The sequence below is a fragment of the Actinomadura darangshiensis genome (assembly GCF_004349235.1).
Taxonomy (GTDB): domain Bacteria; phylum Actinomycetota; class Actinomycetes; order Streptosporangiales; family Streptosporangiaceae; genus Spirillospora; species Spirillospora darangshiensis.
This window is the reverse complement of record NZ_SMKY01000147.1, coordinates 1-21,916: the sequence shown is the minus strand read 5'-3', so window position 1 is coordinate 21,916 and position 21,916 is coordinate 1. Positions and strand designations below refer to the sequence as shown.

22 protein-coding genes and 1 pseudogene are annotated in these 21,916 nt (G+C 71.9%); 18 read left to right on the top strand and 5 right to left on the bottom strand.

All coding sequences use genetic code 11. The annotated features are described in order from the left end of the window. Both E1293_RS49630 and E1293_RS27410 read left to right on the top strand, forming a co-directional pair. A pseudogene (locus E1293_RS49630) lies at nucleotides 1-379 on the top strand (NYN domain-containing protein); the annotation flags it as partial. A gap of 81 nt (nucleotides 380-460) precedes the next feature. Next, entirely contained in the window at nucleotides 461-1,108 is a 648-nt protein-coding gene (locus E1293_RS27410) for a tetratricopeptide repeat protein (RefSeq protein WP_243716614.1), read from the top strand. A gap of 161 nt (nucleotides 1,109-1,269) precedes the next feature. On the opposite strand, the gene E1293_RS27405 is transcribed toward E1293_RS27410, so the two are convergent. Beyond that, nucleotides 1,270-1,794, bottom strand: a complete 525-nt coding sequence (locus tag E1293_RS27405; protein ID WP_132200370.1) for a hypothetical protein — start codon at nucleotides 1,792-1,794, stop codon at nucleotides 1,270-1,272. A 57-nt stretch (nucleotides 1,795-1,851) separates the two neighbouring features. On the opposite strand from E1293_RS27405, the gene pyrE reads away from it, so the two are divergent. After that, nucleotides 1,852-2,388, top strand: coding sequence for an orotate phosphoribosyltransferase (gene pyrE / locus E1293_RS27400; protein WP_132200369.1), 537 nt, complete (start codon nucleotides 1,852-1,854; stop codon nucleotides 2,386-2,388). Here the strand turns inward: pyrE and E1293_RS27395 are convergent. Next, nucleotides 2,385-2,756: a RodZ domain-containing protein gene (locus E1293_RS27395; RefSeq protein WP_243716613.1), complete on the bottom strand. Its 372-nt coding sequence runs from the start codon at nucleotides 2,754-2,756 to the stop codon at nucleotides 2,385-2,387. The genes pyrE and E1293_RS27395 overlap by 4 nt on opposite strands. Nucleotides 2,757-2,861: 105 nt before the next feature. Beyond that, entirely contained in the window at nucleotides 2,862-3,587 is a 726-nt protein-coding gene (locus E1293_RS27390) for a DedA family protein (protein WP_132200367.1), read from the bottom strand. A 169-nt stretch (nucleotides 3,588-3,756) separates the two neighbouring features. On the opposite strand from E1293_RS27390, the gene fbaA reads away from it, so the two are divergent. The 7 genes from fbaA to E1293_RS27355 all read left to right on the top strand — a co-directional run bounded on the left by fbaA (nucleotide 3,757) and on the right by E1293_RS27355 (nucleotide 8,433). Continuing rightward, complete coding sequence (fbaA, locus tag E1293_RS27385) at nucleotides 3,757-4,779, top strand: class II fructose-bisphosphate aldolase (protein WP_132200366.1); 1,023 nt, start codon at nucleotides 3,757-3,759, stop codon at nucleotides 4,777-4,779. Between the two features lie 63 nt (nucleotides 4,780-4,842). Then, nucleotides 4,843-5,292 carry a winged helix-turn-helix transcriptional regulator gene (locus E1293_RS27380; protein WP_132200365.1) on the top strand — a complete coding sequence of 150 codons (450 nt, stop codon included), beginning with the start codon at nucleotides 4,843-4,845 and terminating at the stop codon, nucleotides 5,290-5,292. Nucleotides 5,293-5,392: 100 nt separating this feature from the next. Further along, complete coding sequence (locus tag E1293_RS27375) at nucleotides 5,393-5,776, top strand: VOC family protein (protein ID WP_132200364.1); 384 nt, start codon at nucleotides 5,393-5,395, stop codon at nucleotides 5,774-5,776. 25 nt (nucleotides 5,777-5,801) lie between these two features. After that, the gene (locus E1293_RS27370) at nucleotides 5,802-6,197 is read left to right on the top strand and encodes a YciI family protein (protein WP_132200363.1); all 396 of its coding nucleotides are present in this window, start codon (nucleotides 5,802-5,804) and stop codon (nucleotides 6,195-6,197) included. Next, a complete protein-coding gene (locus E1293_RS27365) occupies nucleotides 6,194-7,423 on the top strand; it encodes an RNA polymerase sigma factor (protein WP_132200362.1) in 1,230 nt (409 codons plus the stop codon). Before E1293_RS27370 ends, E1293_RS27365 begins: the two co-directional genes overlap by 4 nt. A 45-nt stretch (nucleotides 7,424-7,468) precedes the next feature. After that, a complete protein-coding gene (locus E1293_RS27360) occupies nucleotides 7,469-7,975 on the top strand; it encodes a GNAT family N-acetyltransferase (RefSeq protein WP_243716612.1) in 507 nt (168 codons plus the stop codon). Nucleotides 7,976-8,010: 35 nt separating this feature from the next. Next, nucleotides 8,011-8,433 carry a DUF3151 domain-containing protein gene (locus E1293_RS27355; RefSeq protein ID WP_132200361.1) on the top strand — a complete coding sequence of 141 codons (423 nt, stop codon included), beginning with the start codon at nucleotides 8,011-8,013 and terminating at the stop codon, nucleotides 8,431-8,433. Here the strand turns inward: E1293_RS27355 and E1293_RS27350 are convergent. Continuing rightward, nucleotides 8,420-9,856 (bottom strand): FAD/NAD(P)-binding protein, encoded by a 1,437-nt coding sequence (locus E1293_RS27350; protein WP_132200360.1) that lies wholly within the window; start codon nucleotides 9,854-9,856, stop codon nucleotides 8,420-8,422. The genes E1293_RS27355 and E1293_RS27350 overlap by 14 nt on opposite strands. A 120-nt stretch (nucleotides 9,857-9,976) precedes the next feature. On the opposite strand from E1293_RS27350, the gene E1293_RS27345 reads away from it, so the two are divergent. The 3 genes from E1293_RS27345 (at nucleotide 9,977) to E1293_RS27335 (ending at nucleotide 13,348) form a co-directional block, all read left to right on the top strand. Beyond that, nucleotides 9,977-11,071: a helix-turn-helix transcriptional regulator gene (locus E1293_RS27345; protein ID WP_132200359.1), complete on the top strand. Its 1,095-nt coding sequence runs from the start codon at nucleotides 9,977-9,979 to the stop codon at nucleotides 11,069-11,071. 118 nt (nucleotides 11,072-11,189) lie between these two features. Further along, nucleotides 11,190-12,473, top strand: a complete 1,284-nt coding sequence (locus E1293_RS27340) for an adenylosuccinate synthase (RefSeq protein WP_132200358.1) — start codon at nucleotides 11,190-11,192, stop codon at nucleotides 12,471-12,473. Nucleotides 12,474-12,550: 77 nt separating this feature from the next. Continuing rightward, on the top strand, nucleotides 12,551-13,348 hold the full coding sequence (locus E1293_RS27335; protein WP_132200371.1) for a glycerophosphodiester phosphodiesterase family protein: 798 nt from the start codon (nucleotides 12,551-12,553) through the stop codon (nucleotides 13,346-13,348). Between the two features lie 7 nt (nucleotides 13,349-13,355). On the opposite strand, the gene E1293_RS27330 is transcribed toward E1293_RS27335, so the two are convergent. Beyond that, nucleotides 13,356-14,441, bottom strand: a complete 1,086-nt coding sequence (locus E1293_RS27330; protein WP_132200357.1) for a magnesium and cobalt transport protein CorA — start codon at nucleotides 14,439-14,441, stop codon at nucleotides 13,356-13,358. 359 nt (nucleotides 14,442-14,800) lie between these two features. Here E1293_RS27330 and purD point away from each other — a divergent pair, with 359 nt between their 5' ends. The 5 genes from purD to E1293_RS27305 form a co-directional block, all read left to right on the top strand. Then, a complete protein-coding gene (gene purD / locus E1293_RS27325; protein ID WP_132200356.1) occupies nucleotides 14,801-16,048 on the top strand; it encodes a phosphoribosylamine--glycine ligase in 1,248 nt (415 codons plus the stop codon). A 197-nt stretch (nucleotides 16,049-16,245) separates the two neighbouring features. Then, a complete protein-coding gene (gene purB / locus E1293_RS27320; protein ID WP_132200355.1) occupies nucleotides 16,246-17,556 on the top strand; it encodes an adenylosuccinate lyase in 1,311 nt (436 codons plus the stop codon). An 8-nt stretch (nucleotides 17,557-17,564) separates the two neighbouring features. Further along, nucleotides 17,565-18,356, top strand: coding sequence for an MOSC domain-containing protein (locus E1293_RS27315; protein ID WP_132200354.1), 792 nt, complete (start codon nucleotides 17,565-17,567; stop codon nucleotides 18,354-18,356). Between the two features lie 268 nt (nucleotides 18,357-18,624). Then, on the top strand, nucleotides 18,625-19,911 hold the full coding sequence (murA, locus tag E1293_RS27310) for a UDP-N-acetylglucosamine 1-carboxyvinyltransferase (RefSeq protein WP_132200353.1): 1,287 nt from the start codon (nucleotides 18,625-18,627) through the stop codon (nucleotides 19,909-19,911). An 814-nt stretch (nucleotides 19,912-20,725) separates the two neighbouring features. Continuing rightward, a partial coding sequence (locus tag E1293_RS27305; protein WP_424923679.1) for a transcriptional regulator occupies nucleotides 20,726-21,916 on the top strand: 1,191 nt, incomplete at its 3' end.

Genomic DNA, 21,916 nt, shown 5'->3' with positions numbered 1-21,916 from the left:
GTACTCCTCCTCGCCAGTCCCGTCCCCGGCACCGCCGCCGCCACCGCAGTCGATGCAGACGATGCAGTCCGGCGGCCAGCAGCACGGCCCCTACACCGGCCCGCAGCAGATGCCCGTCCCGGCGCAGCAGACGCCGACGCTCTCGGACGCGGTGAAGGCCGCCCACCAGGAGGGCCAGGACTTCGGCGAGTCCGTCGCCCGGGACGCGCCCGCCCTGTGGCTGGAGGCCGTCCTCGCCCGCAAGCCGCGCATGCCGTCCGACCTGGAGGCCCGCCTCCTGCAGGGCTCCTCGCTGCCGATCGACTTCCTCCTGCACGACGAGGTGCGGCACGCGCTGCGCCGCGGTTTCTGGGACGCGCTAGAACGTTCCCGCCGGTGACCTGACGGCGAAAGCACCGGTATTCCACGATCATCATCGATTCGCCCGCTTCGGCCCCGCGGCGGCGGGTAGCGTTGAAGCGTGACGCATGTGACGGAAGACGATCTCGACGACCTGGAGTTCGACACCCTGCGCACCGGCGATCACATCTCGGCGGCCCGCCGGCTGTCCGAGCTGGCCGAGTCGGTGTCCGGCGGAGTGTCGCGCGCCAACGTCCTGCTGCGCGCGGGCGAGCAGTGGCAGCACGCGGGAGACCACGGCCAGGCCGCCGAGTTGTACCGCCGGGCCCTGGAGGACGGCGGCGAGGTCTACGGAGACCCGCGCGCCTACCTCGCCGACGCGCTCTTCGAGCTGGGGAAGCCCGACGAGGCCCGTACGCTCGTCGAGCAGATCCGCGCCGACAAGCCGCGCGACCCCGAGGTGTACCGCGCCGTCGCCGAGGTGCTCTACGCCCAGGGCGACGCGTCCGGCGCCCACGAATGGGCCACCAGCGGCGCCGACGTCGTCCTCGCTCTGCGCGACCGCGCGGTGGGCACCGGCATGGGCGGCGGCCCCGACGAGGCCCCGTCCCCGGATGCCGACTCCCTCACGCCCGGCCCCGACGACGTGGCCCTGGCCGAAGACAGCCTTGAGGCCCTCCTCCGGCTCCGCTACCGAGCCCGCATAGACCTGGGCCGCGGCGAAGACGACTACGACGCCCTACTGGACGACCTCCTCAAGAACGCGTGATCCGCCCAGGGGGGCGACCCCCTGGAACCCCCGTCACGGGCCGGCGAACCGTTTCCCGATCCGCTCCGCGTCTCGCGAAACGGCACCCCGGCCCGGCGGGTCGTGCGACCTCCGGGCGCTGGAGCGCCCTCCGGCCGCCCGACCCGTGTTCGGCGCTTGGGTCAGAGGAGCGCTATCAGTTCGCTGAGTGACTGGGCTACCGCGGTGGGGAGTTCGTGCTCGGTCGTGGGCCAGTTGCGCAGGCGCGCCTCCCTGACGGCCTGGGCGTGGTCGGACGAGGCGGTGCGGTCCGAATGCGTCCAGAGGTACCCGCAGGGCGCCTCGGGCCAATCTGGGGGCATGGGGACGTCGTTCTGGGGCTCGTCGTGGTCGTGCTGGAGCTGACGCGGCAGATCGGCGTCGATGAAGACGTACCCCCGGACGGGACGGTGGGCCGCGCGCTGGGCGAGGGCGACGCCGGGCAGGAGCGGGCCGGCGGCGCCGTGGGCGACGAGGACGAGCGGGGCCACCGGGTCGGTCGCGGTGATGGTCAGCGAGACGCGGGCGATGTAGCGGGTGCCGGCGGCGTCGGGGACGTCGGGCGCCACCACGTCCAGGCCGTACGAGCGGAGCATCTCGGGCAGATCGCCCCAGGAGGCCGCAGTGGCGTCGGGAGCGTGCAGCAGGACGACGGTTCCGGGTGTCACCCGGCGAACGTACACGGCGGCGCTGAGGCGCGTGCGCGGGGTGAATAGGGTCGGGGCGTGAGCGATCGCGATGAGCTGCTGCGGAAGATCAAGGACAAGGCCGTCGTGCACGGCGACTTCGTGCTGTCCTCGGGCAAGCGGGCGTCCTGGTACGTGGACCTGCGCCGGGTGACGCTGGACGGCTCGGCGGCGCCGCTGGTGGGACGCGTCATGCTGGACGAGACGTCCGACCTCGCGTACGACGCCGTCGGCGGGCTCACGCTCGGCGCCGACCCGGTCGCCGCGGCGATGATGCACGCGGCGGCGGCGCGCGGCCGGGCGCTGGACGCGTTCGTCGTCCGCAAGGCGGGCAAGGCGCACGGGCTGCAGCGCCGCATCGAGGGGCCGGACGTCACGGGCCGCCGCGTGCTGGCCGTGGAGGACACCTCGACGACGGGCGGGTCCGTCCTGACGGCCGTGGAGGCGCTGCGGGAGGCGGGGGCGGAGGTCGTGGCCGTCGCGACGATCCTGGAGCGCGGCGCGGCCGGGCGCATCGCCGGGGAGGGCCTGGTCTACCGGCACCCGTACGACGTCGCGGATCTCGGTCTGGGTTAGCCCTTGGCCTTCACCAGCCACACTCCGCGCTGCCCGTTCGGCTTCGGCTCCTGCACCTTGCCGTAGATGGTGACCTGGAGGGCGCCGCCGTTGTCGGCGACGACCGAGAGGGGCGCCTCCTCGTACTGCAGCGTGACCCCGGTGTTGAGGGTGTCGTTGGTGAGCACCTTCCCGGCGGTGTCGGCGACGCGGACGACCACACCGGTGGGCTGACCAGTCACTTTGATCACCAGGGGGAGCACGGCCGTCGGCGATGTGGCGGCCCCGCTGCGGGTCGGTGACGCCTTGCCGCCGCCGCCGGATGGCGACGCGGCCGTCGACGGACCCTTGTTCTCGGGTTCGCCGGAGATCGCGTTGACCAGTGCCATGCCGCCGACCACGAGAAGGGCCAAGGCGGCCACGACGGCCAAAGCCGCGATCAGTATGCGCGCGAGACCCCTAGGGTCCGACCGATGACGTCCCACATGGGGAGGTTAGCGATAACTGTCACCGCTGAGCGACGGACGTGACTCTTCGGGGCCATTCTTATTCGGACCCTGGTCCGCTTTGCGGCCCTTCAGGACCTCACGAATGATCGGAATGACCGACAGGACCAGGATGACCGCAACGCCCGGCAGGATGTACTTCTCGATGTCGGGCACTTCGGACCCGAGGAAGTGGCCGAGCAGGAACAGGGCGTCCGTCCAGACGATCCCGCCGACGGCGTTCCAGACGAAGAACTTCTTGGAGTCCATGCCCAGCATCCCGGCGAGCGGGTTCAGGAACGTCCGCACGATCGGGATGAACCGGGCGAGCACGACCGCCCGCGCCGGACCGAACCGGTTGAAGTAGTACTCGGCCTTGTCCACCCACTCGTGCTTGAAGATCCTGGAGTCGGGGCGGTCGAAGAGCCTGCGCCCGTAGCGGGCGCCGAGCAGGTGCCCGAGCTGGGCGCCGGCGATCGCCGCGATCGGCCCGCCGACCAGCAGCCAGGGCAGCGACAGGGGCTGGAACTCCTGCCCGTTGACGGTCGAGACCGCCGTGAGGATCCCCGCCGTGAACAGCAGCGAGTCGCCCGGAAGAATGCAGCCGAACAGCAGCCCGGTCTCCGCGAAGATGATGGCGAGCACGCCGATCGTCGCGAACGTGCCGAAAAGCTGCAGCCAGGCGGTCGGATGCAGCCACTCGGTGATGTCGAGGGGAAGGGTCGTGAGATCCACACGGCGAGCGTACCTTTCCCCACGCTCCGATTAGGCGAGATACTGAGCGCGGACGGCATGCCCGCCCCGGAAACCGTGTGACCTGGGCACGCACCTGGGTACTCGGAGGTCCGGGTGCTACCGCCCGGCCGGAAGCCCGGCGGCATACGCGTACGAGAGGACTCAGACAATGCCCATCGCAACGCCCGAGGTCTACGCGGAGATGCTCGACCGAGCGAAGCAGGACGGCTTCGCCTTCCCCGCGATCAACGTGACGTCCAGCCAGACGCTGAACGCCGCGCTGCGCGGGTTCGCGGAGGCCGAGAGCGACGGGATCGTGCAGGTGTCGACCGGAGGGGCCGACTACCTGTCCGGCTCCACGGTGAAGGACATGGTCGTCGGGGCGAGCGCGCTCGCCGAGTACGCCCGGGTCGTGGCCGCCCAGTACCCGGTGAACATCGCCCTGCACACCGACCACTGCCCGAAGGACAAGCTGGACGGCTTCATGCGGCCGCTGATCAAGATCTCGCAGGAGCGGGTGGCGCGCGGCGAGGAGCCGCTGTTCCAGTCGCACATGTGGGACGGGTCGGCCGTCGAGCTGCACGAGAACCTCGACATCGCCTCCGACCTGCTCGACCAGTGCGCCAAGGCCCGGATCATCATGGAGATGGAGATCGGCGTCGTCGGCGGCGAGGAGGACGGCGTCGCCAACGAGATCAACGAGAAGCTGTACACGACGCCCGGCGACGCGATCGCGACCGCCGAGGCCGTCGGCGTCGGCGAGCGGGGCCGCTACATCCTCGCCGCGACGTTCGGCAACGTGCACGGCGTCTACAAGCCGGGCTCGGTCAAGCTGCGTCCCGAGGTGCTCAAGGAGATCCAGGACGCGGTCGGCGCCAAGTACGGCAAGGACAAGCCGTTCGACCTGGTCTTCCACGGCGGCTCCGGCTCCACGCCGGAGGAGATCCGCGAGGCGGTGTCGTACGGGGTCGTCAAGATGAACATCGACACCGACACCCAGTACGCGTTCACCCGCCCGGTCGCCGAGCACATGTTCCGCAACTACGACGGCGTGCTGAAGATCGACGGCGAGGTCGGCAACAAGAAGCAGTACGACCCGCGCTCGTGGGGCAAGGCGGCCGAGACCGCGATGGCCGCCCGCATCGTCCAGGCCGCCGAGAACCTCCAGTCCGCCGGCAAGAAGCTCAAGTAGCGCGGAGGGCCACGGCCCCCGGCCACCCGCGTTGCCTGACGAAACTCGGGTAGGGTCGGGGGCGTGGCACTACCCCGCACGTACGAGTCACAGAACTGCTCGATCGCCCGCTCGCTGGAGGTCGTGGGCGACCGCTGGACCATGCTGGTGATCCGCAGCGCCTTCGAGGGCGTCCGGCGCTTCGACGACTTCCAGGACGTCCTCGGCGTGGCCCGCAACGTCCTCACCGACCGGCTCGGCCGGCTGTGCGCGGAGGGCATCATGCGCCGCGTCCCCTACCAGGAGCGGCCGGAGCGGTTCGAGTACCGCCTCACCCGCAAGGGCGTGGAGCTGTGGCCGGCGATGATGACCCTGCTGATGTGGGGCGACCGCCACTACGCCCCCGAGGGCCCGCCGGTGATCGTCGGCCACCGGGGCTGCGAGGGCACGCTGACCCGGCGGCTGACCTGTACGTCCTGCGGCGCCGACCTGGAGCCGACCGACGTCGAGCCCCGTCCCGGCCCCGGCGCCTGACCGGATGTCGATAACCGGGGTCTCTGCTCCGTCCTAGGGGTGAGGTACCCGTCCGGGTACATCACGGTGCGCCGGAACGGCGGCGCGGAGAGGACGGATCATGGGACATCCGGTGGTGCATTTCGAGATCATCGGGACCGACCCGGTGCGGCTGCAGGGCTACTACGGGGAGCTGTTCGGCTGGGACCCGCAGCCCGGCGACGCGATCAGCGACGAGGTCTCCCAGCCGGGCGTGTACGGGTTCGTGGACGGCGCCACGACCGGCGAGAAGGGCGTCAACGGCGGCATCGGCGGTGGTCCGGGCCACCGGCCGAACGTCCTGTTCTACGTCGGCGTCCCGGACGTCGAGACGGCCCTCGGGAAGGCCGAGAGCCTGGGCGGCAGGCGGCTGATGGGCCCGGTGCCGAAGTCCGGGGACTTCACCGTCGGCCGGTTCACCGACCCGGAGGGCAACGTCATCGGCGTCGCGGGCCCGTCGGCGTAGCGCGGCGCGTCCGGAGGAGGCGGAGATGAAGTACCTGCTGCTGATCTACGGCAACCCGGAGAACTGGAGGCACCCGCTGTTCCTGCGCGATCCGCGGTTCCTGGCGCTGCCGGAGCACGAGCGCGAGGAGCTGGCGCGGCGGGCCGAGTCCGTGCACCGGGAGATCACCGAGTCCGGCGAGCTGGTCTTCGCGGCGGCGCTCGCCGACCCGCCGGCCACCCGGACCGTCACGGCGCGCGACGGCGTCCCGGTCGCGACGGACGGCCCCTACCTGGAGACCAAGGAGCAGCTCGCCGGGTACATGGTGGTGGAGTGCGACACCCCGGAACGCGCGGCGGAGATCGCCGCGAGCGTGCCGGACGCCCGGTACGCCGCGGTCGAGGTGCGTCCGATCATGAGCACGGGCGGCGAAGAGATGTGAACGACGTCGAGGACCTGCTGCGCCGGGCGGCGCCGCGGGTCCGCGCCGCGCTCGTCCGGCGGTACGGCGGCGAGGAGGCCGTCGAGGACGCCGTGCAGGAGGCGCTGCTGGCCGCCGCGACGCACTGGCCCGCCGGCGGGGTGCCCGGCAACCCGTCCGGCTGGCTGATCCGGGTCGCCGCGCGCAAGCTGACCGACCGGCTCCGCAGCGAGGCGGCGGCCCGGCGGCGGGAGGAGCGGGCCGCCGCGCGGATCCCGCCGGACGAACTGCTCGCGCCGCCCGCCGACGCCGCCCCGCGGGACGCCGACGAGTCGCTGACCCTGCTGCTGCTCTGCTGCCATCCCACCCTGACCGCGCCGTCGCAGACCGCGCTCACGCTCCGCGCGGTCGGCGGCCTCACCACGGCGGAGATCGCGCGGGCGTTCCTGGTCCCGGAGGCGGCGATGGCACAGCGGCTCAGCCGCGCGAGGCAGCGCGTCAGGGCCGCCGGCGCCAGGTTCGAGCCGCCTCCGCGGGACGAGCCGGCGGACCGGGTCCGGGTCGTGCTGCACGTCCTGTACCTGATCTTCAACGAGGGCTACACCGCGACCTCGGGCCCGGATCTGCAGCGTCCCGATCTCACCGCTGAGGCGATCCGGCTGACCCGCATGCTGCACCGGGCGCGGCCCGGCGACGGCGAGGCCGCCGGGCTGCTGGCCCTCATGCTGCTGATCGACGCGCGCCGGGCCGCGCGCACCCGGGCCGACGGCGGCCTGGTCCCCCTCGCCGAGCAGGACCGCGGCCTGTGGGACGCGGATTCGATCCGCGAGGGCACCGCGCTGATCGGCGAAAGCCTGACCCGTGCCCGGCTCGGGCCCTATCAGCTCCAGGCGGCCATAGCCGCCGTGCACAGCGAGGCGGCGAGCGCCGAGCTGACGGACTGGCCGCAGATCGTCGAGCTGTACCGGCTGCTGGCAGAGGTGGATCCCGGCCCCGCCGTCACCCTCGGCCAGGCCGTCGCCGTCGCGATGGCGCACGGTCCGCGGGAGGGCCTCCGGCTGCTCGAACCCCTGGAGGACCGGCTGTCCCGCCACCATCGGCTGCACGCGGTCCGGGCGCATCTGCTGGAGATGGCCGGCGACCGCGACGCCGCCCGCTCCGCCTACCGGCTGGCAGCGCGACTGACGACGAGCCTCCCCGAGCAGCGCTATCTGGACGATCGCCTGGCGCGCCTCGACGACGCCTAGAAATTCGGGTTGCTTCACGCAACCTTCTGCGGTCCAATAGGTTTCGTGAAGCAACTTAGCGTGCGCGGCGCCGCGCACATCGACGACGTGCGGATCCGCCCGTACGGCATCGGCGACCTCGACCGAGTCCGGCGGATGTCGGACCGGCTGTCCAGCGCCAGCCTCTACACGCGCTTCTTCTCCGGGACGCCGCGCGTCCCCGAGTACTACCTGGGCATGCTCGGCCGCCTCGACCACTGGGACCGCGAAGCGCTGGTCGGGCTGGACGGCGACGAGATCGTGGGCATCGCCGAGTACGTCCGCGACACCACGCGGCCGTGCCGCGCCGACATCGCCGTCCTCGTCGCCGACCCTTGGCAGCGGCGCGGGCTCGGCAGCGTCCTGATCGGCTGCCTGACCCAGCTCGCCGGACGGCGCGGCATCACCGGGTTCGACGCGGACGTCGTCCTCACCAACCGGCCGGCGCTGCTGTTCGTCCACCACGGCTGGCCCGCCGCCCGCTCCACCAGGGACGGCGGAGCCGCCCACTTCACCCTGCCGTTGGCGACGTGACCCGGGTTGATGCGGGGCGGCCCGGCCTGCTTACGATGACCCGCATGACCCAGAACCTGCTCGGCGGCCCTCCTCCGACCGAACTCCCGGACAACACCGAAGCCCGGACGGCCCTGGAGAACGGCGTCGACCCGTTCGAAGTCGCCGCGCGCCACCCGGACCACCCGGCCGCATGGGCCGAACTGGCCGACCGCGCCTTCGCCAAGGGCAGCGTCATCGACTCCTACGCCTTCGCCCGCACCGGCTACCACCGCGGCCTCGACCAGCTGCGCCGGGCCGGCTGGAAGGGCCACGGCCCCGTCCCGTGGGAGCACGCGCCGAACCGCGGCTTCCTGCGCGCCCTGCACGCGCTCGGCCGCGCCGCCGCCGCCATCGGCGAGGACGCCGAGGCCGAACGCTGCAAGACCTTCCTGCGCGACAGCAGCGCCACCGCCGCCGACACCCTCAACGGTTCCTGAGCCCACCGATCGAGCGGGCCGCCCGGGACGCCTGGGCGGCCACACCCGGCACGCCCGACACCAGGAACGGGCCGCCGCCCGCCAGGTCGCCGACCACGGACAGTCGGGAATCGGCACGGCCCCGCATGACGAGCCGTCCGGTGCCGGGGTCGATGGCGAGGCCTCCGTCCGGGTCCTGCGCCGCGCCCTGATCCAGCAGGGACGAGACGAGCGGCTCTGCCGTCCGGGGGATCGCGTGCGGCGGCGGGTTGATCGCGTTGATCACGACGTCGGCGCCGCGGACGCCCGCCGCGTGCGTGATCCGGAACCCGCGGCCGGTCTCGATCTTCTCGATCCCGGACAGCGCCTCCAGCGCCCCCGCCTCGAACAGTTCCAGCAGCACGGCGGCGTTGCGGGGGACCATCGGCGAGGCCAGGCTCGTGATCGTCCGGAAGTGGCGCGCGCGCAGCCGCTCCCGGTCGCTCGCGGGGAGCAGCCGCCACGCGAACGGACCGGCGGTGTGCGCGGCCTCCTGCACGATGCGGCGGCCGAGCAGCGCCGTATCCACCGTGGCGAGCTGCTCGCGCAGGTTCGCGGCCGGGTCCCGCCGCGCCGCCGCGGCGATCCAGGCGGCGAGGTCGTCCCAGCTCTCGCCGCGTTCCGCCAGTTCCGTGCGGATCAGATCGGCGAACCCGTCCAGCGTCACCGGGCCGTCGAGGGACCGCAGCCGGTCGGGCGTCAGGTGCCGGATGCCCGTCTCGGCCGGACGCTGCCAGACGAACGGGAGCGTGCCGCTCCGCGACACCAGGCTGATCCTGCCGGTGTGCCCGCGCGCGGCCAGTGACGCCACGATGTCGACCGCGGTCAGGCCGCCGCCGATGACGGCCACGTCCTTTCCGGACGGGACGCCGGCGAGCGTCCGCTCCAGGGGGTACGGGTCGGCGACGAAGCCGGGCGCGCCCGCCAGCGCGTAGTGGTCGAGAGGTGTGCCCCCGCCGACGCACAGGACGACCTTGTCGGCGGTGTACCGGCGGCCGTCCGCCGTCCGGACGGCCGGGCGGCCTTCGAGGGACACCCCGGTCACGGCCGCCTGGACGATTTCCGCGCGGGCGAACCGGGCGAGCGCGGCCTCGGCGGTGTCCGCCAGGTACCGCCCGTAGACGGCGCGCGGCGGGATCGGGCGGCCGAGCCGCTCGTCCGAGTACGCCCCGGGGGGCGCGTGCCCGTCCAGCCAGCGCGCGTAGTGCTCCCGGTCGCCGGACCGGATCGACATGATCTCCGGTGGGGCGTTGACGAGCACGGAGTCCAGGTCGGCCCGGTAGGGACGGCCGCGCCACGGCGGCTCCGAGGGGTCGAGAACGGTGACGGACCCGACGTCCGAGGGGTCCAGGGCGTCCAGCAGCGCGACGGCCGCCGCACCCGCCCCGATGATCGCGATATCCATGCCGCCGAGCCTCGCCGCCCGACCGCACCCGCCCCATCCCCCTGGCCGAGGGTTGCGTCCGCGCCGGAATCCCCCATCTGAGGGGGTACGTCCGCCGCCCGCGGCGGGCAGACTGAAACGGTGATCGACCAGCGGGAAAGGCGGGCCCTCCTCGACCGGGCCGCACGCGCGCCGGACGCGTCCGACCTGTTCGCCGGCGCCTCGTCCCGGCTCGGGCGGCTTGTCGGCTTCCAGGCCGCCGCGTGGTCGGCCACCGACCCGGAGACCGGGCTGATCACCGCGCCGATGCGGGTCGAGAACCTGGGGCGCGGCGAGCAGTGCTTCGCCTACTGGGAGTGCGCGCTCCTGGAGGAGACCGTGCTGCCGTACCGCGAGCTGGCCCGCGCCGCCGTCCCGGCCGCCGGGCTCGTGGCGAGCACTGGCGGCCTGCCCGCCCGCAGCGCCCAGTACCGCAGGCTGCTGGCCCGGCAGGGGGTCGGGGACGAGCTGCGCGCCGTCCTGCGGACCGGCGGCCGGCCCTGGGGCGTCGTCAGCCTGTTCCGCGAGAAGGGCCGGGAGCCGTTCGGCCCGGCGGAGGTCTCCCTGGTAGCGGGCCTTTCCGCGCCCCTGGCCGACCGCCTCCGCGAGCTGGCCCGGCCCGTCCGGCCACCGGGCCCGGCCGAGGCGCACAACCCGGGGCTCATCCTGTTCGACCCGGCCGGGACACCCTTCTCGATCAACGACGAGGCGCGCCACCACCTCGCCCGGCTCCCGGACGGCCCGTCCCTCCCGTCGCCGCTGGGCCCGCCCCTGCCGGTCTGGCTCACCGGGACGGCCGCGCAGGCCCGCGCCGTCGCCGCCGGACACGACCGCGGAGCGGCCCGCATCCGGATCCGCGCCCGCGACGGCCAGTGGCTCGTCGTCCACGCCTCCTGCACGGACGGCCCCGGCGGCGCTCCCGGCCCCACCGCCGTCGTCGTCCAGCCGGCCGCCGGGTCCGACATGGCGCCGGTCATCGCGGAGGCCTACGGGCTGTCCGCCCGCGAGCTGGAGATCACCCAGCTCGTCGCGCGCGGGCTCACGACCGGCGACGTCGCCGCCGAGCTGGTCATCTCCCCGCACACCGTCCGCGACCACCTCAAGGCCGTGTTCGCCAAGACGCGCGTGTCGAGCCGCGGCGAGCTGGTCGCGAAGCTGTTCGCGGAGAACTATTGGCCGCGCCGGACCCGCCGCTGACCAGCGGCCGGATCGGGCTCCGGTTTCCTTGCCGTCCCGCTACGGGTACGCTTTGATCGCAAGAGGCCCCTTCGCGCTTGCGGCGATCGGGGCCTTCGTCGTGGGAAGGAAATGTGGCATGCCTGCCATCGTTCTTGTCGGTGCCCAATGGGGAGATGAGGGCAAGGGCAAGGCCACGGACCTGCTCGGCGGGGACGTCGACTACGTCGTCCGCTACCAGGGTGGCAACAACGCCGGCCACACGGTCGTCATCGGGGACAAGAGCTACGCGCTGCACCTGCTGCCGTCCGGGGTGCTGTCGCCGGACGTCGTCCCGGTGATCGGCAACGGCGTGGTGATCGACCCGGCCGTGCTGCTGCAGGAGATCGACGGCCTGCGCGACCGCGGCATCTCCTGCGACCGGCTGCTGATCTCGGCGAACGCGCACCTGATCATGCCCCACCACCGGGCCCTCGACAAGGTCACCGAGCGGTACCTCGGCAAGGCCCGGATCGGCACCACCGGGCGCGGCATCGGCCCCACCTACGCCGACAAGATCAACCGGATGGGCATCCGCGTCCAGGACCTGTTCGACCCGAACATCCTCACCCAGAAGCTCGACCTGGCGCTGCGCGAGAAGAACCAGGTCCTGACGAAGGTGTACAACCGGCGCCGCATCGACACCGGGCCGATCGTGCAGGAGTACCTGGGCTACGGCGAGCGCCTCAAGCCGTTCATCGCCGACACCACGCTCGTCCTGAACAAGGCCCTGGACGACGGCAAGGTCGTCCTCCTGGAAGGTGCCCAGGGCACGCTCCTGGACATCGACCACGGCACGTACCCGTTCGTCACGTCGTCCAGCCCCACGGCCGGAGGCGCGTGCTCGGGCTCCGGCGTCGGCCCCACCAAGATCACCCGCGTGATCGGCATCCTGAAGGCCTACACGACCCGTGTCGGCTCCGGGCCGTTCCCCACTGAGCTGCTGGACGAGCAGGGCGAGTACCTGCGCACGACCGGCGGCGAGTACGGCGTGACCACGGGCCGCGACCGCCGCTGCGGCTGGTTCGACGCCGTCATCGCCCGCTACGCCACCCGCGTCAACGGCATCACCGACTACTTCCTGACGAAGCTGGACGTCCTGTCCGGCCTGGAGCGCGTCCCGGTGTGCGTCGCCTACGAGGTCGACGGCGTCCGGGTGGACGAGCTGCCCACGACGCAGACCGAGTTCCACCACGCCAAGCCCGTCCTTGAGCACCTGGACGGCTGGCAGGAGGACATCACCGGCGCCAAGAAGTTCGAGGACCTCCCGGTCAACGCGCAGGCGTACGTCCGCGCGCTGGAGGAGATGTCCGGTGCCCAGATCTCCGCGATCGGCGTCGGACCGGGCCGCGACCAGACGCTTTCCCTCCGTTCCCTCGTCTGACCTTCCGTTTCCCTTGGGCTCACCGGTTCTCCACCGCGCGTTCGGTAACGGACGGTAACGTGCGTTCGGTGATCTCTATGGTCGAGGTGCACGGACACCGGGGGGCGCGCGGCCTCCGTCCGGAGAACACCCTCGCGGGCTTCGAGCACGCCCTTGAGCTGGGCGTCGACGCGGTCGAGCTGGACGTGGGCCTGTCCGCCGACGGCGTGGTCGTCCTGAACCACGACCAGGTGCTCTCCTCGCGGAACCTGGCCGACACCGCCCCCGCCTGGCCGGACGACCCGTCCTACCCCTACGTGGGCAGACCGGTCCGCGAACTGACCGTCCGGCAGCTCCGCACGCTCGACGCCGGCGGCCAGCGCATCCCCACCTTCGCCGAGACCTGCGCTCTGCTGGCCCCGGCAGAGGTGAAGCTCTCCGTAGAACTCAAGACCGACCCCACGTGGACGGACGAGGAGATCGACCTCTTCACCGCCGCCGTAGCGGACGTCCTGCACACCCACGCCCTGACGGCCCGGACCAGCCTCCTGGCCTTCGACTGGCGCGTCCTCACCGAGGCCCGCGACCACTACCCGTCCCTGGGCCGGGTAGCCCTCTGCGAACCCAAGACCCTCACGGACGGCACCGACTGGCTCGCAGGCCGATCCCCAGCCGACCCCGTAGCCGCGGCCGTGGCGATAGACGCGACAGCCATCTCCCCCAAGCACGTCATCACCACCCAGGCCCTGGTGGAGGACGCCCACACCGCAGCCCTCCCGGTCATCGTCTGGACGGTCAACACCCCAGAAGACATGACCCGCTTCATCGGCTACGACGTGGACGCAATAGTCACCGACTACCCCGACCGCCTCCAGGACGTCCTAGCGGCGGTCTAAGTGCGTCCTAGAGCCAGCCGTTGTGGCGGAAGCCTCGGTGGAGCGAGAAGCATGCGAGGGCGATGACACCCAGGATCATGGGGTAGCCGAACTGCCACTGGGTTTCGGGCATGTGCTTGAAGTTCATGCCGTAGATGCCGGCGATGGCAGTGGGGACCATGAAGATGGCGCCCCAGGCGGAGATCTTGCGCATGTCCTTGTTGTCGGCGACGGTGACCTGCGTCATGTGCGCCTGGAGGATGGGGTTGAGGAGCTCGTCGTAGGACTCGACCTGCTCGCGGACGCGGGTGAGGTGGTCCTCGACGTCGCGCAGGTACTCCTTGATCTCGGCCGGGACGAAGCGGCGGCCGGAGAGGTTGCGCAGCGGGCCGGCGAGCGGGCCGACGGCGCGCTTGAGCTGGATGACCTCGCGCTTGAGGCGGTAGATGCGGCGGGACTCGTCGGTGCGCTCGGGCGAGAAGACGGCCTCCTCGACCTCGTCGATGTCCTCCATGACGGCGTCGGCGACGCCGACGTAGCCGTCCACGACGCGGTCGGCGACGGCGTGCAGGACGGCGGCGGGGCCGTGGGCGAGGCGCTCGGGGTCCTTCTCCAGGTCGCTGCGGACGGGTCCGAGCTCGCCGTGGGTGCCGTGCCGGACGGTGACGACGAAGTCCGGCCCGCAGAAGATCATGATCTCGCCGGTCTCGACGACCTCGGCGGCGCCGGGACCGGCGGAGACGTAGCCGACGGTCTTCATGACGACGAAGTGGACGTCGTCGTAGCGCTCCAGCTTGGGCCGCTGGTGGGCGTGGATGGCGTCCTCGACGGCGAGCGGGTGCAGGCCGAAGACCTCGGCGAACTCGGTGAGCTCGGCGGCGGACGGCTCGTGCAGGCCGACCCAGACGAAGCCCGCGCTGTCGCCTTCGGGGGTGAGGCGGCCGTCGCGGATGAGGCGGACGGCGTCGGCGACGGTGTCGGTGCAGACGCGGTGCCCGTCGATGTAGGCGGCCCAGTCGATGACGGCGGAATCGCGGCCCCGGACCGGCACGCCGGTGGGGCGGCCGCGCGTCTTGAACAGTGCGCGGCCCGGACGGACTCGTGTCATGGCCATGGGGTGCTCCTAACCCGCCGGCCACGCACGTAGCGCGCGCTCGACCCAGGCTGGGGCTAAGGGAGCGCGCGTGGAGCGATGGCCGGGCGCCAGATGGAGGCGGACGGTGGAACAGTCCTGTCCGGACTGTGAGGGTTCTCCGGCGAACTGCAAGGATCACCAGGACTCATCCCGACCACCTCCTTTCACGCACCTCGACAGCGGGCGGTCAAGCCCGTGGCAGCTTACCAGCCGACATTTAGGACGCCGTCCGTAACGGTGAGGTTCACACGTCCCGGTGTGACGACGGCCTCACCCGGCTCTATGCCCGTCCAGATAGGGGACATGCGCCGGGCCTCGGACCAGTAAGCTCGCGTGACGTGCGAGTACTCGTCCTCGGATCGGGTGGCCGCGAGCATGCGCTCGCCCGCGCCCTGCACCGCGACCCTGCCGTCACCGCCCTCCACTGCGCCCCGGGCAACCCGGGCACGGCCGAGATCGCGGACAACCACCAGCTCGACCCGGCGAATCCGACGGCGGTGACCGAGCTGGCCGGCCGGCTCCGGGTCGACCTCGTCGTCGTGGGCCCCGAGGCGGTCCTGGTCGCGGGGGTCGGCGACGCCCTCCGCAGGGCCGGCATCCCGTGCTTCGGGCCCGACCGGGCCGCCGCCCGGATCGAGGCGTCCAAGGCGTTCGCCAAGGAGGTCATGGCGGACGCCGGGGTGCCGACCGCCGACTCGCGGGTCTGCGAGACGACCATGCAGGCGGAGGAAGCGCTCGACGCCTTCGGGCCGCCCTACGTGGTGAAGGACGACGGCCTCGCGGCCGGCAAGGGCGTGGTCGTCACCGAGGACCGCGTCATCGCGCAGCAGCACGCCGCAGCCTGCGAGCGCGTCGTGATCGAGGAGTTCCTGGACGGCCCCGAGGTCTCCCTGTTCGCGGCGTGCGACGGCGAGCACGCCGTCCCGCTGCTGCCGGCGCAGGACTTCAAGCGCGCCTACGACGACGACGAGGGCCCCAACACGGGCGGGATGGGCGCTTACACGCCGCTCCCTTGGGCGCCGAAAGACCTGGTGGACGAGGTCATGGCCACGGTCGTCCAGCCAGCCGTCGACGAGCTGCGCCGCCGCGAGACCCCGTACGTGGGCGTCCTCTACGCGGGGCTGGCGCTGACGTCCAAGGGGGTGCGGGTGGTCGAGTTCAACGCGCGGTTCGGCGACCCCGAGACGCAGGTCGTCCTGGACCGGCTGGCGACCCCGGTCGGCAAGCTCCTGCAGGCGTGCGCGATCGGGGGGCTCGACCCCGCGTTCCGTCCGGAATGGCATCCGGGCGCGGCCGTCACGGTCGTCGTGGCCGCCGAGGGGTATCCGGCCGCGCCGGTGAAGGGCGACGAGATCACCGGCCTGGACGAGGCGTCCGAGGTCGAGGGCGCCTACGTGCTGCACGCGGGCACCAAGCTCGGCGGCGAGGGACGCCTGGTCGCCAGCGGCGGCCGCGTCCTGAACGTCGTCGGCACCGGCCCCGACCTGGCCACCGCCCGCGAGGCCGCCTACGCGGCCGCCTCCAAGATCACCCTCCGCGGCTCCCACCACCGCACCGACATCGCCCTCGGCGCCGCCGGCACCTGATCGGGCACCTCAGCCACCACCGCAACCACGCAACAACCTCAGGAATCGCGATCGCGTCCGAAGGCAGGTTCGAGCTTGCGAGAACCTGATCGCGCAGCGAGCCGCAAGGCGAGCCGGAGCGATGCAGCGATCGCACCGCGTTGCCGCCGAAGGAGGGCCTCCCAGGCCCGACGCCAAGGCCACGCAATAATGGCACAGTGATTGAGCGCTACACGCTTCCGGAGATGGGGCGCGTCTGGAGTGACGCGCACAAGTACGAGCTGTGGTGCCGGGTGGAGGTCCTCGTCGTCGAGGCCCACGCCGAGGCCGGCACGATTCCGCCGGAGGTGGTGGAGCCGGTGCGGAAGGCGCCGCCGCCGGCGCCGGAGGCGGTGCACGCGATCGAGGCGGTCACGCAGCACGACGTGATCGCCTTCCTGTCGGCGTGGGCGGACAACACCGAGCCGCGCGAGGCCGCCCGGTTCGTCCACTTCGGCATGACGTCGTCCGACCTGCTGGACACGGCGCTCGCGCTGCAGCTCGTCGAGGCCACCGACATCCTGCTCGGCAAGGCCGACACGCTCGTCGCGACGCTGCGCGACCACGCGCTGGCGCACAAGGGCACGCTGCGGGTCGGCCGCACGCACGGCATCCACGGCGAGCCGGACGTGTGGGGGCACCGCGTCGCCGACTTCGCGTTCGCGCTCGCCCGCTCCCGCGACCGGCTGCGGCGCGCCCGCGAGGCCGTGGGCGTGATGGCGATCTCGGGCGCGGTCGGGACGTACTCCAACATCGACCCGGCGGTCGAGCTGCACGTCGCGCGCAAGCTCGGCCTGCGGGCGGCGGACGTGTCGACGCAGGTCGTGATGCGGGACGGGATCTCCGAGTGGGTGTCGTCCCTGGCGATCATGGCGACGGTGTGCGAGGCGATCGCGCTGGAGGTGCGGCACGGGCAGCGCACCGAGGTCCGCGAGCTGTGGGAGCCGTTCGGCAAGGGCCAGAAGGGCTCGTCGGCGATGCCGCACAAGAAGAACCCGATCATCTCCGAGCGGCTGGCGGGGATGGCGCGGATCGTGCGGGCCCAGGTCGTCCCGGTGCTGGAGGGCATCCCGCTGTGGCACGAGCGGGACATCTCGCACTCGTCCACGGAGCGGATCGCGCTGCCGGACGCGTCCGTCGCGCTCGACTACATGCTGAACCTGACGAACCGCCTCATGTCCGGACTTGTCGTCGACGAGGCGCGGATGACGGCGAACCTGGAGTCGACCGGCGGCCTCATCTACACCTCGACCGTGCTGTTGGAACTGGTCGAGGCGGGTATGTCGCGGGACGACGAGGCGTACCCGCTCGTCCAGAAGGCCGCCATGGAGACCTGGGAGACCGGTACGCCCTTCCGCGAGACGCTGCGCAAGCACGCCGCGGAAGCGGGGCTGACGCTGGACGAGGAGCGCCTGGACGCCGTGTGCCGTCCCGAGCGTTTCGTCGAGCGCCTCGGTCCCGTCTTCGACCGGCTGGCCGTACTCGCCTAGGAGGGGATTTGAACGGGACCCTGACGGAGCTGAACGTCTATCCGCTCAAGAGCGGCGGCGGAACCCCCCTGCGCAGCGCCGAATTGACGGCGCGGGGGCTGCCGTACGACCGCGAGTTCATGCTCGTCACTCCCGAAGGCCGTTTCCTGTCCCAGCGAGACTTCGCGCGGATGGCGCTGATGCGTCCGTCCTACGACGGCGAGATCCTCACGGTGAACGCTCCCGGCGCCCTGCCGCTCACCCACAAGGCCGTGGACGACGGTGAGATACGGGACGTCACCGTCGCGCGCAAGGAGTGCCGGGGCGTCGACCAGGGCGACGAGGCCGCCGCATGGTTCTCGTCCCTGTTCGACTACGACTGCCGCCTGGTGCGCTTCACCGGGCACCGGCCCACGTCCGTGGGCGATGGCGAGGTCATGTTCGCCGATGGCTACCCGCTGCTGGTCATCTCGGCGGAGTCCCTGGCCGACCTCAACACGCGCTTGGACGAGCCCCTGCCGATGAACCGCTTTCGGCCCAGTCTCGTCATCGAAGGGCTCGGCCCCTTCGCCGAAGACGACGTGCGCCTGCTGCGCGTCGGCGAAACCGTCATCGAGATGGTCAAACCGTGCAACCGCTGCGTCATCACGACCACCGACCAGAAGACCGCCGAACGGGGCCGTGAACCGCTGCGGACGCTCGCCACCTACCGCACCTGGGACCGCGGCATCATGTTCGGCCAGAACTGCGTCCCGCGCGCGCTCGGGACGCTCGCGGTCGGCGACCCGGTGGAGATCCTCGACCCGCACCCCTCTGGATGATCTTCAAAGTCCCGGCGGGGGATACCGCGCCGCCCCTAGGCTCACCTTGGGAAATTTCCCAGGAGGAGCGAACCTTCCGCGCGGTCCGGAAGTCTCAACGAGCAGACCGGCGCCCGCGTGGGCGCGGGCCGGACGCCACACCCCCGGCCCGATGGTTAACTGGGGTCGCGTTCGACGCGGAGGGGGGACTCGGCGCGCTCGGCCCTCGTGCTCCCACTGGATTGCAGGCACTGAAACCGCACTTGAGAGGAAGTAAGGCGGCATGAGCATGGGCCACGAGGTTCGCTACCGCGTGCGCGGCGGCCGGCAGTTGCACGGCACCGTTTTCATCCAGGGCGCGAAGAACGCCGTCCTCCCGATGATCGGCGCATCGCTGATGGCCGCCAAGGGACGGACCGTCCTGCGCAACGTCCCGATCATCGAGGACGTCCGGCGGGCGGTGGAGCTCGCCCAGGCCATCGGGGCCAAGGCCGAGCTGCACGAGACCGAGCGCACGCTGGTGATCGACGCGTCCTCGCTGAGCAGCCCCGTGCTGCCCGCCGACATCGCGTCCCGGTTCCGCGGCTCGTTCCTGTTCGTCCCGGCGCTGCTGCACCGGCTCGGCGAGGCGGTCATCGAGGGCGTCGGCGGCTGCAACCTGGGCAGCCGCAACCTGGACTTCCACTACAACGGCTTCAAGCGGATGGGCGCCACGGTCACCGAGCACGTGGCCGACAACGGCGACGGCATCATCCACATCAAGGCCGGCGACCTGCGCGGCGGGACGCTCTATTGCGACACCCCGTCGCACACCGGCACCGAGAACCTGATCATGGCGGCGGCGCTGGCGCACGGCACCACGCTGATCAAGAACGCGGCGCTGGAGCCGGAGGTGCTGGACAACATCGCGATCCTGCAGGCGATGGGCGCCAAGATCAGCGGTGGCGGCACCGGGTTCATCACCGTCGAGGGCGTGGACGAGCTGACCGCCGTCGAGCACACCGTGATGCCCGACCGGATCGACGCCGGCGTGTTCGTGATGGCCGCCGCGATCACCGGCGGCGACCTGAACCTCGTCGGCGCCTCGCTGGCGCACCTCGGCGTCGCGGCCGACAAGCTGGAGCAGATGGGCGTCGAGTTCCACCAGCAGGGCGCCGTCCTGCAGGTGCGCCGCGACCGGACGCTCCGCCCGATCAACGTCATCACCGACGAGTACCCGGGCTTCGCCACCGACCTGCAGTCGCCGCTCATGGCGCTGTCCTGCCTGGCCGAGGGCCCGTCCTACGTCTACGAGCGGATCTTCGACGGCCGGTTCAAGCTGGCCGGCGAGCTGGCCAAGATGGGCGCCGACATCGAGGTGGACGGCAACCGGGCCAAGGTGAACGGCCCGCGCGGGCTGCGCGGCGCCGAGGTGGAGGCGCACGACCTGCGCTGCGGCAGCGCCCTCGTGCTCGCGGGCCTGGCCGCCGAGGGCGAGACGACGATCACCTCCGCCTACTACCTCGACCGCGGGCACGCGCACACCGCCGAGCGGCTATCGCAGCTCGGCGCCGAGATCGTCCGCGAGGCCGGCTGACCGCACCGCGGCCCGTGCCGCCGCTCGGGCCGCCGCTCGGGCCGCGCGGCCGAATGTGGCCTCGCCCTCTGACCCACTCAAGGGTGATCTCTGACGGATCGTGTCACGGCGCGCCGTAGTATCTGGCAGCGTTGCGTAACCCCATGGTGACGCAACGCTGCCGTTCCGGCTCTTGACTGCCGCTTGGACGGCGCGCTGACCTGGGAAGTAATCAATGGAACGGTCCGGTTCGGCCGGGCCGTAACGCGGTAGAAAATCACCGCCGGCGCGCGGCTGACCGGCCCGGACGGATCACTCGTCTTTCCGGCCAGGGCGACACCGGGTCGACCCGATTTCGGCCCGCGCGTAAACCAAACGGACGCCGCAGGTGTCCCTCCAGTAGCGAAGACCGCCAGGAGGGACCCCCGCCATGATTTCGGGCCTTGTTTTTCAACTTCGGACGTCCCAAGATGCAGGATCAAGGCTGGCCGAATGGTGACAAATTACTGACCAGGGGGTCCCGTAGGTTACTTTTTCGCCGCACTCTTGATTCGATTTCGCGTCTGGGCGTCACATCTCGTCGTCCTGACCCGATCTGCCAGCAGAGGGGGCCCTCGTCCGAGGGCCGTGGGATCGCACGGGAACTGCGGTGCTGGGTTAGAAGGCAGGGGCGACAAGCCATGAGTCAACCGGTGGGCGGAACGTGCGCGAGCAGGTGGCGGGGGCGGCGACCCCGCCGAGAGGACGGACCGGAAGCGAGCGATCATCTATGACGGCGGCACGCACGGGGTCGGTCACCCCCGACCTCACGATCGGTGTCGTGGGCCCGCATGACCTGGTGGAACGGGTCATGCTCATGGGTCACGGCCCCACCCCCGTACCGAGCCGGCTGGTGGCCGCCGCATACCGGGACGAGCAGGAGGCGGCCGACAAGGTCGTCCGGCTGGGTTCCGGGGTCGACGTGTGCCTATTCGCCAGCCCCGTCCCCTACGACTTCGCGCGCAAGGCCGGCGTCCTCACCATGCCCGCCACCTACGTCCCGCTGAACGGCGCCGCGCTCCAGGGCGCGCTGCTGCGGGCGTCCCTCGACGAGCGCTTCGACCCGTCCAGGGTCAGCATCGACGTGCTCGGCCGCGCCGAGGTCGAGGAGGCCTACTCCGAGATCAGCCTCGGCACCGAGCAGGTGCACCTGCGCGAGGAGGCCGCCGGGCCCGGCACGCTCGCCGCGTTCCACGAGCGCCTCTGGCGGCGCGGCGCCACGACCGTCGCGATGACCTGCGTGCACGCCACCGCCGAGCGCATGGAGATGGCCGGCGTCCCGACGATCCGGGTCCGCCCGACGGGCGCGTCCATCCGCAGCTCGCTGCAGACGGCCGCCCTGCTCGGCGCCCATCACCGCCTGGAGGAGTCGCAGCTCGTCGTCGTCCTCGTGGACGTCCCGACCCTGCGTGAGACGCCCCGCCGCGTCACCCCCCGCTACTGGCGGGACGAGCTGAAACTCGCCCTGCACCGCGTCCTCCTCCAGGAGGCGCACCGCATGAACGCCTCCGTGTGGCCGCTGGACGACCACAGCTACCTGGTCATCGCGACCCGCGGCTCTGTCACGACCTCCACCGAGGGGTTCCGCACCCCGCCGTTCGTGGAACGCGTCCGCGAAGAGCTGGGCCTCGCGATCGAGGTCGGCATCGGCATGGGCCGCACGGCGCACGAAGCCGAGAACCACGCTCGCGCCGCGCTGGCGCGCTCGCAGACCTCCCAGCGCGCCCAGGGCTTCGCGCTCGACCGCGACGGCCGCACCCTCGTCCCCGCGCCCCGCACGCCGCCCCGCGCGCAGCCGCAGGCCAAGCCGAAGGGCCTGGAGATCCTCGCCCGCCTGGCCGACAAGCTGGGCGACCAAGAGCAACCACTCATCGTGGACGCGGAGAACGCCGGCAAGATGCTCGGCGTCACCCCCCGAACCGCCCGGCGCCTCCTGCGCACCCTTGTGGAAGAGGGCCTCGCGTGGCCCCTTCCCCCGAACCGCACC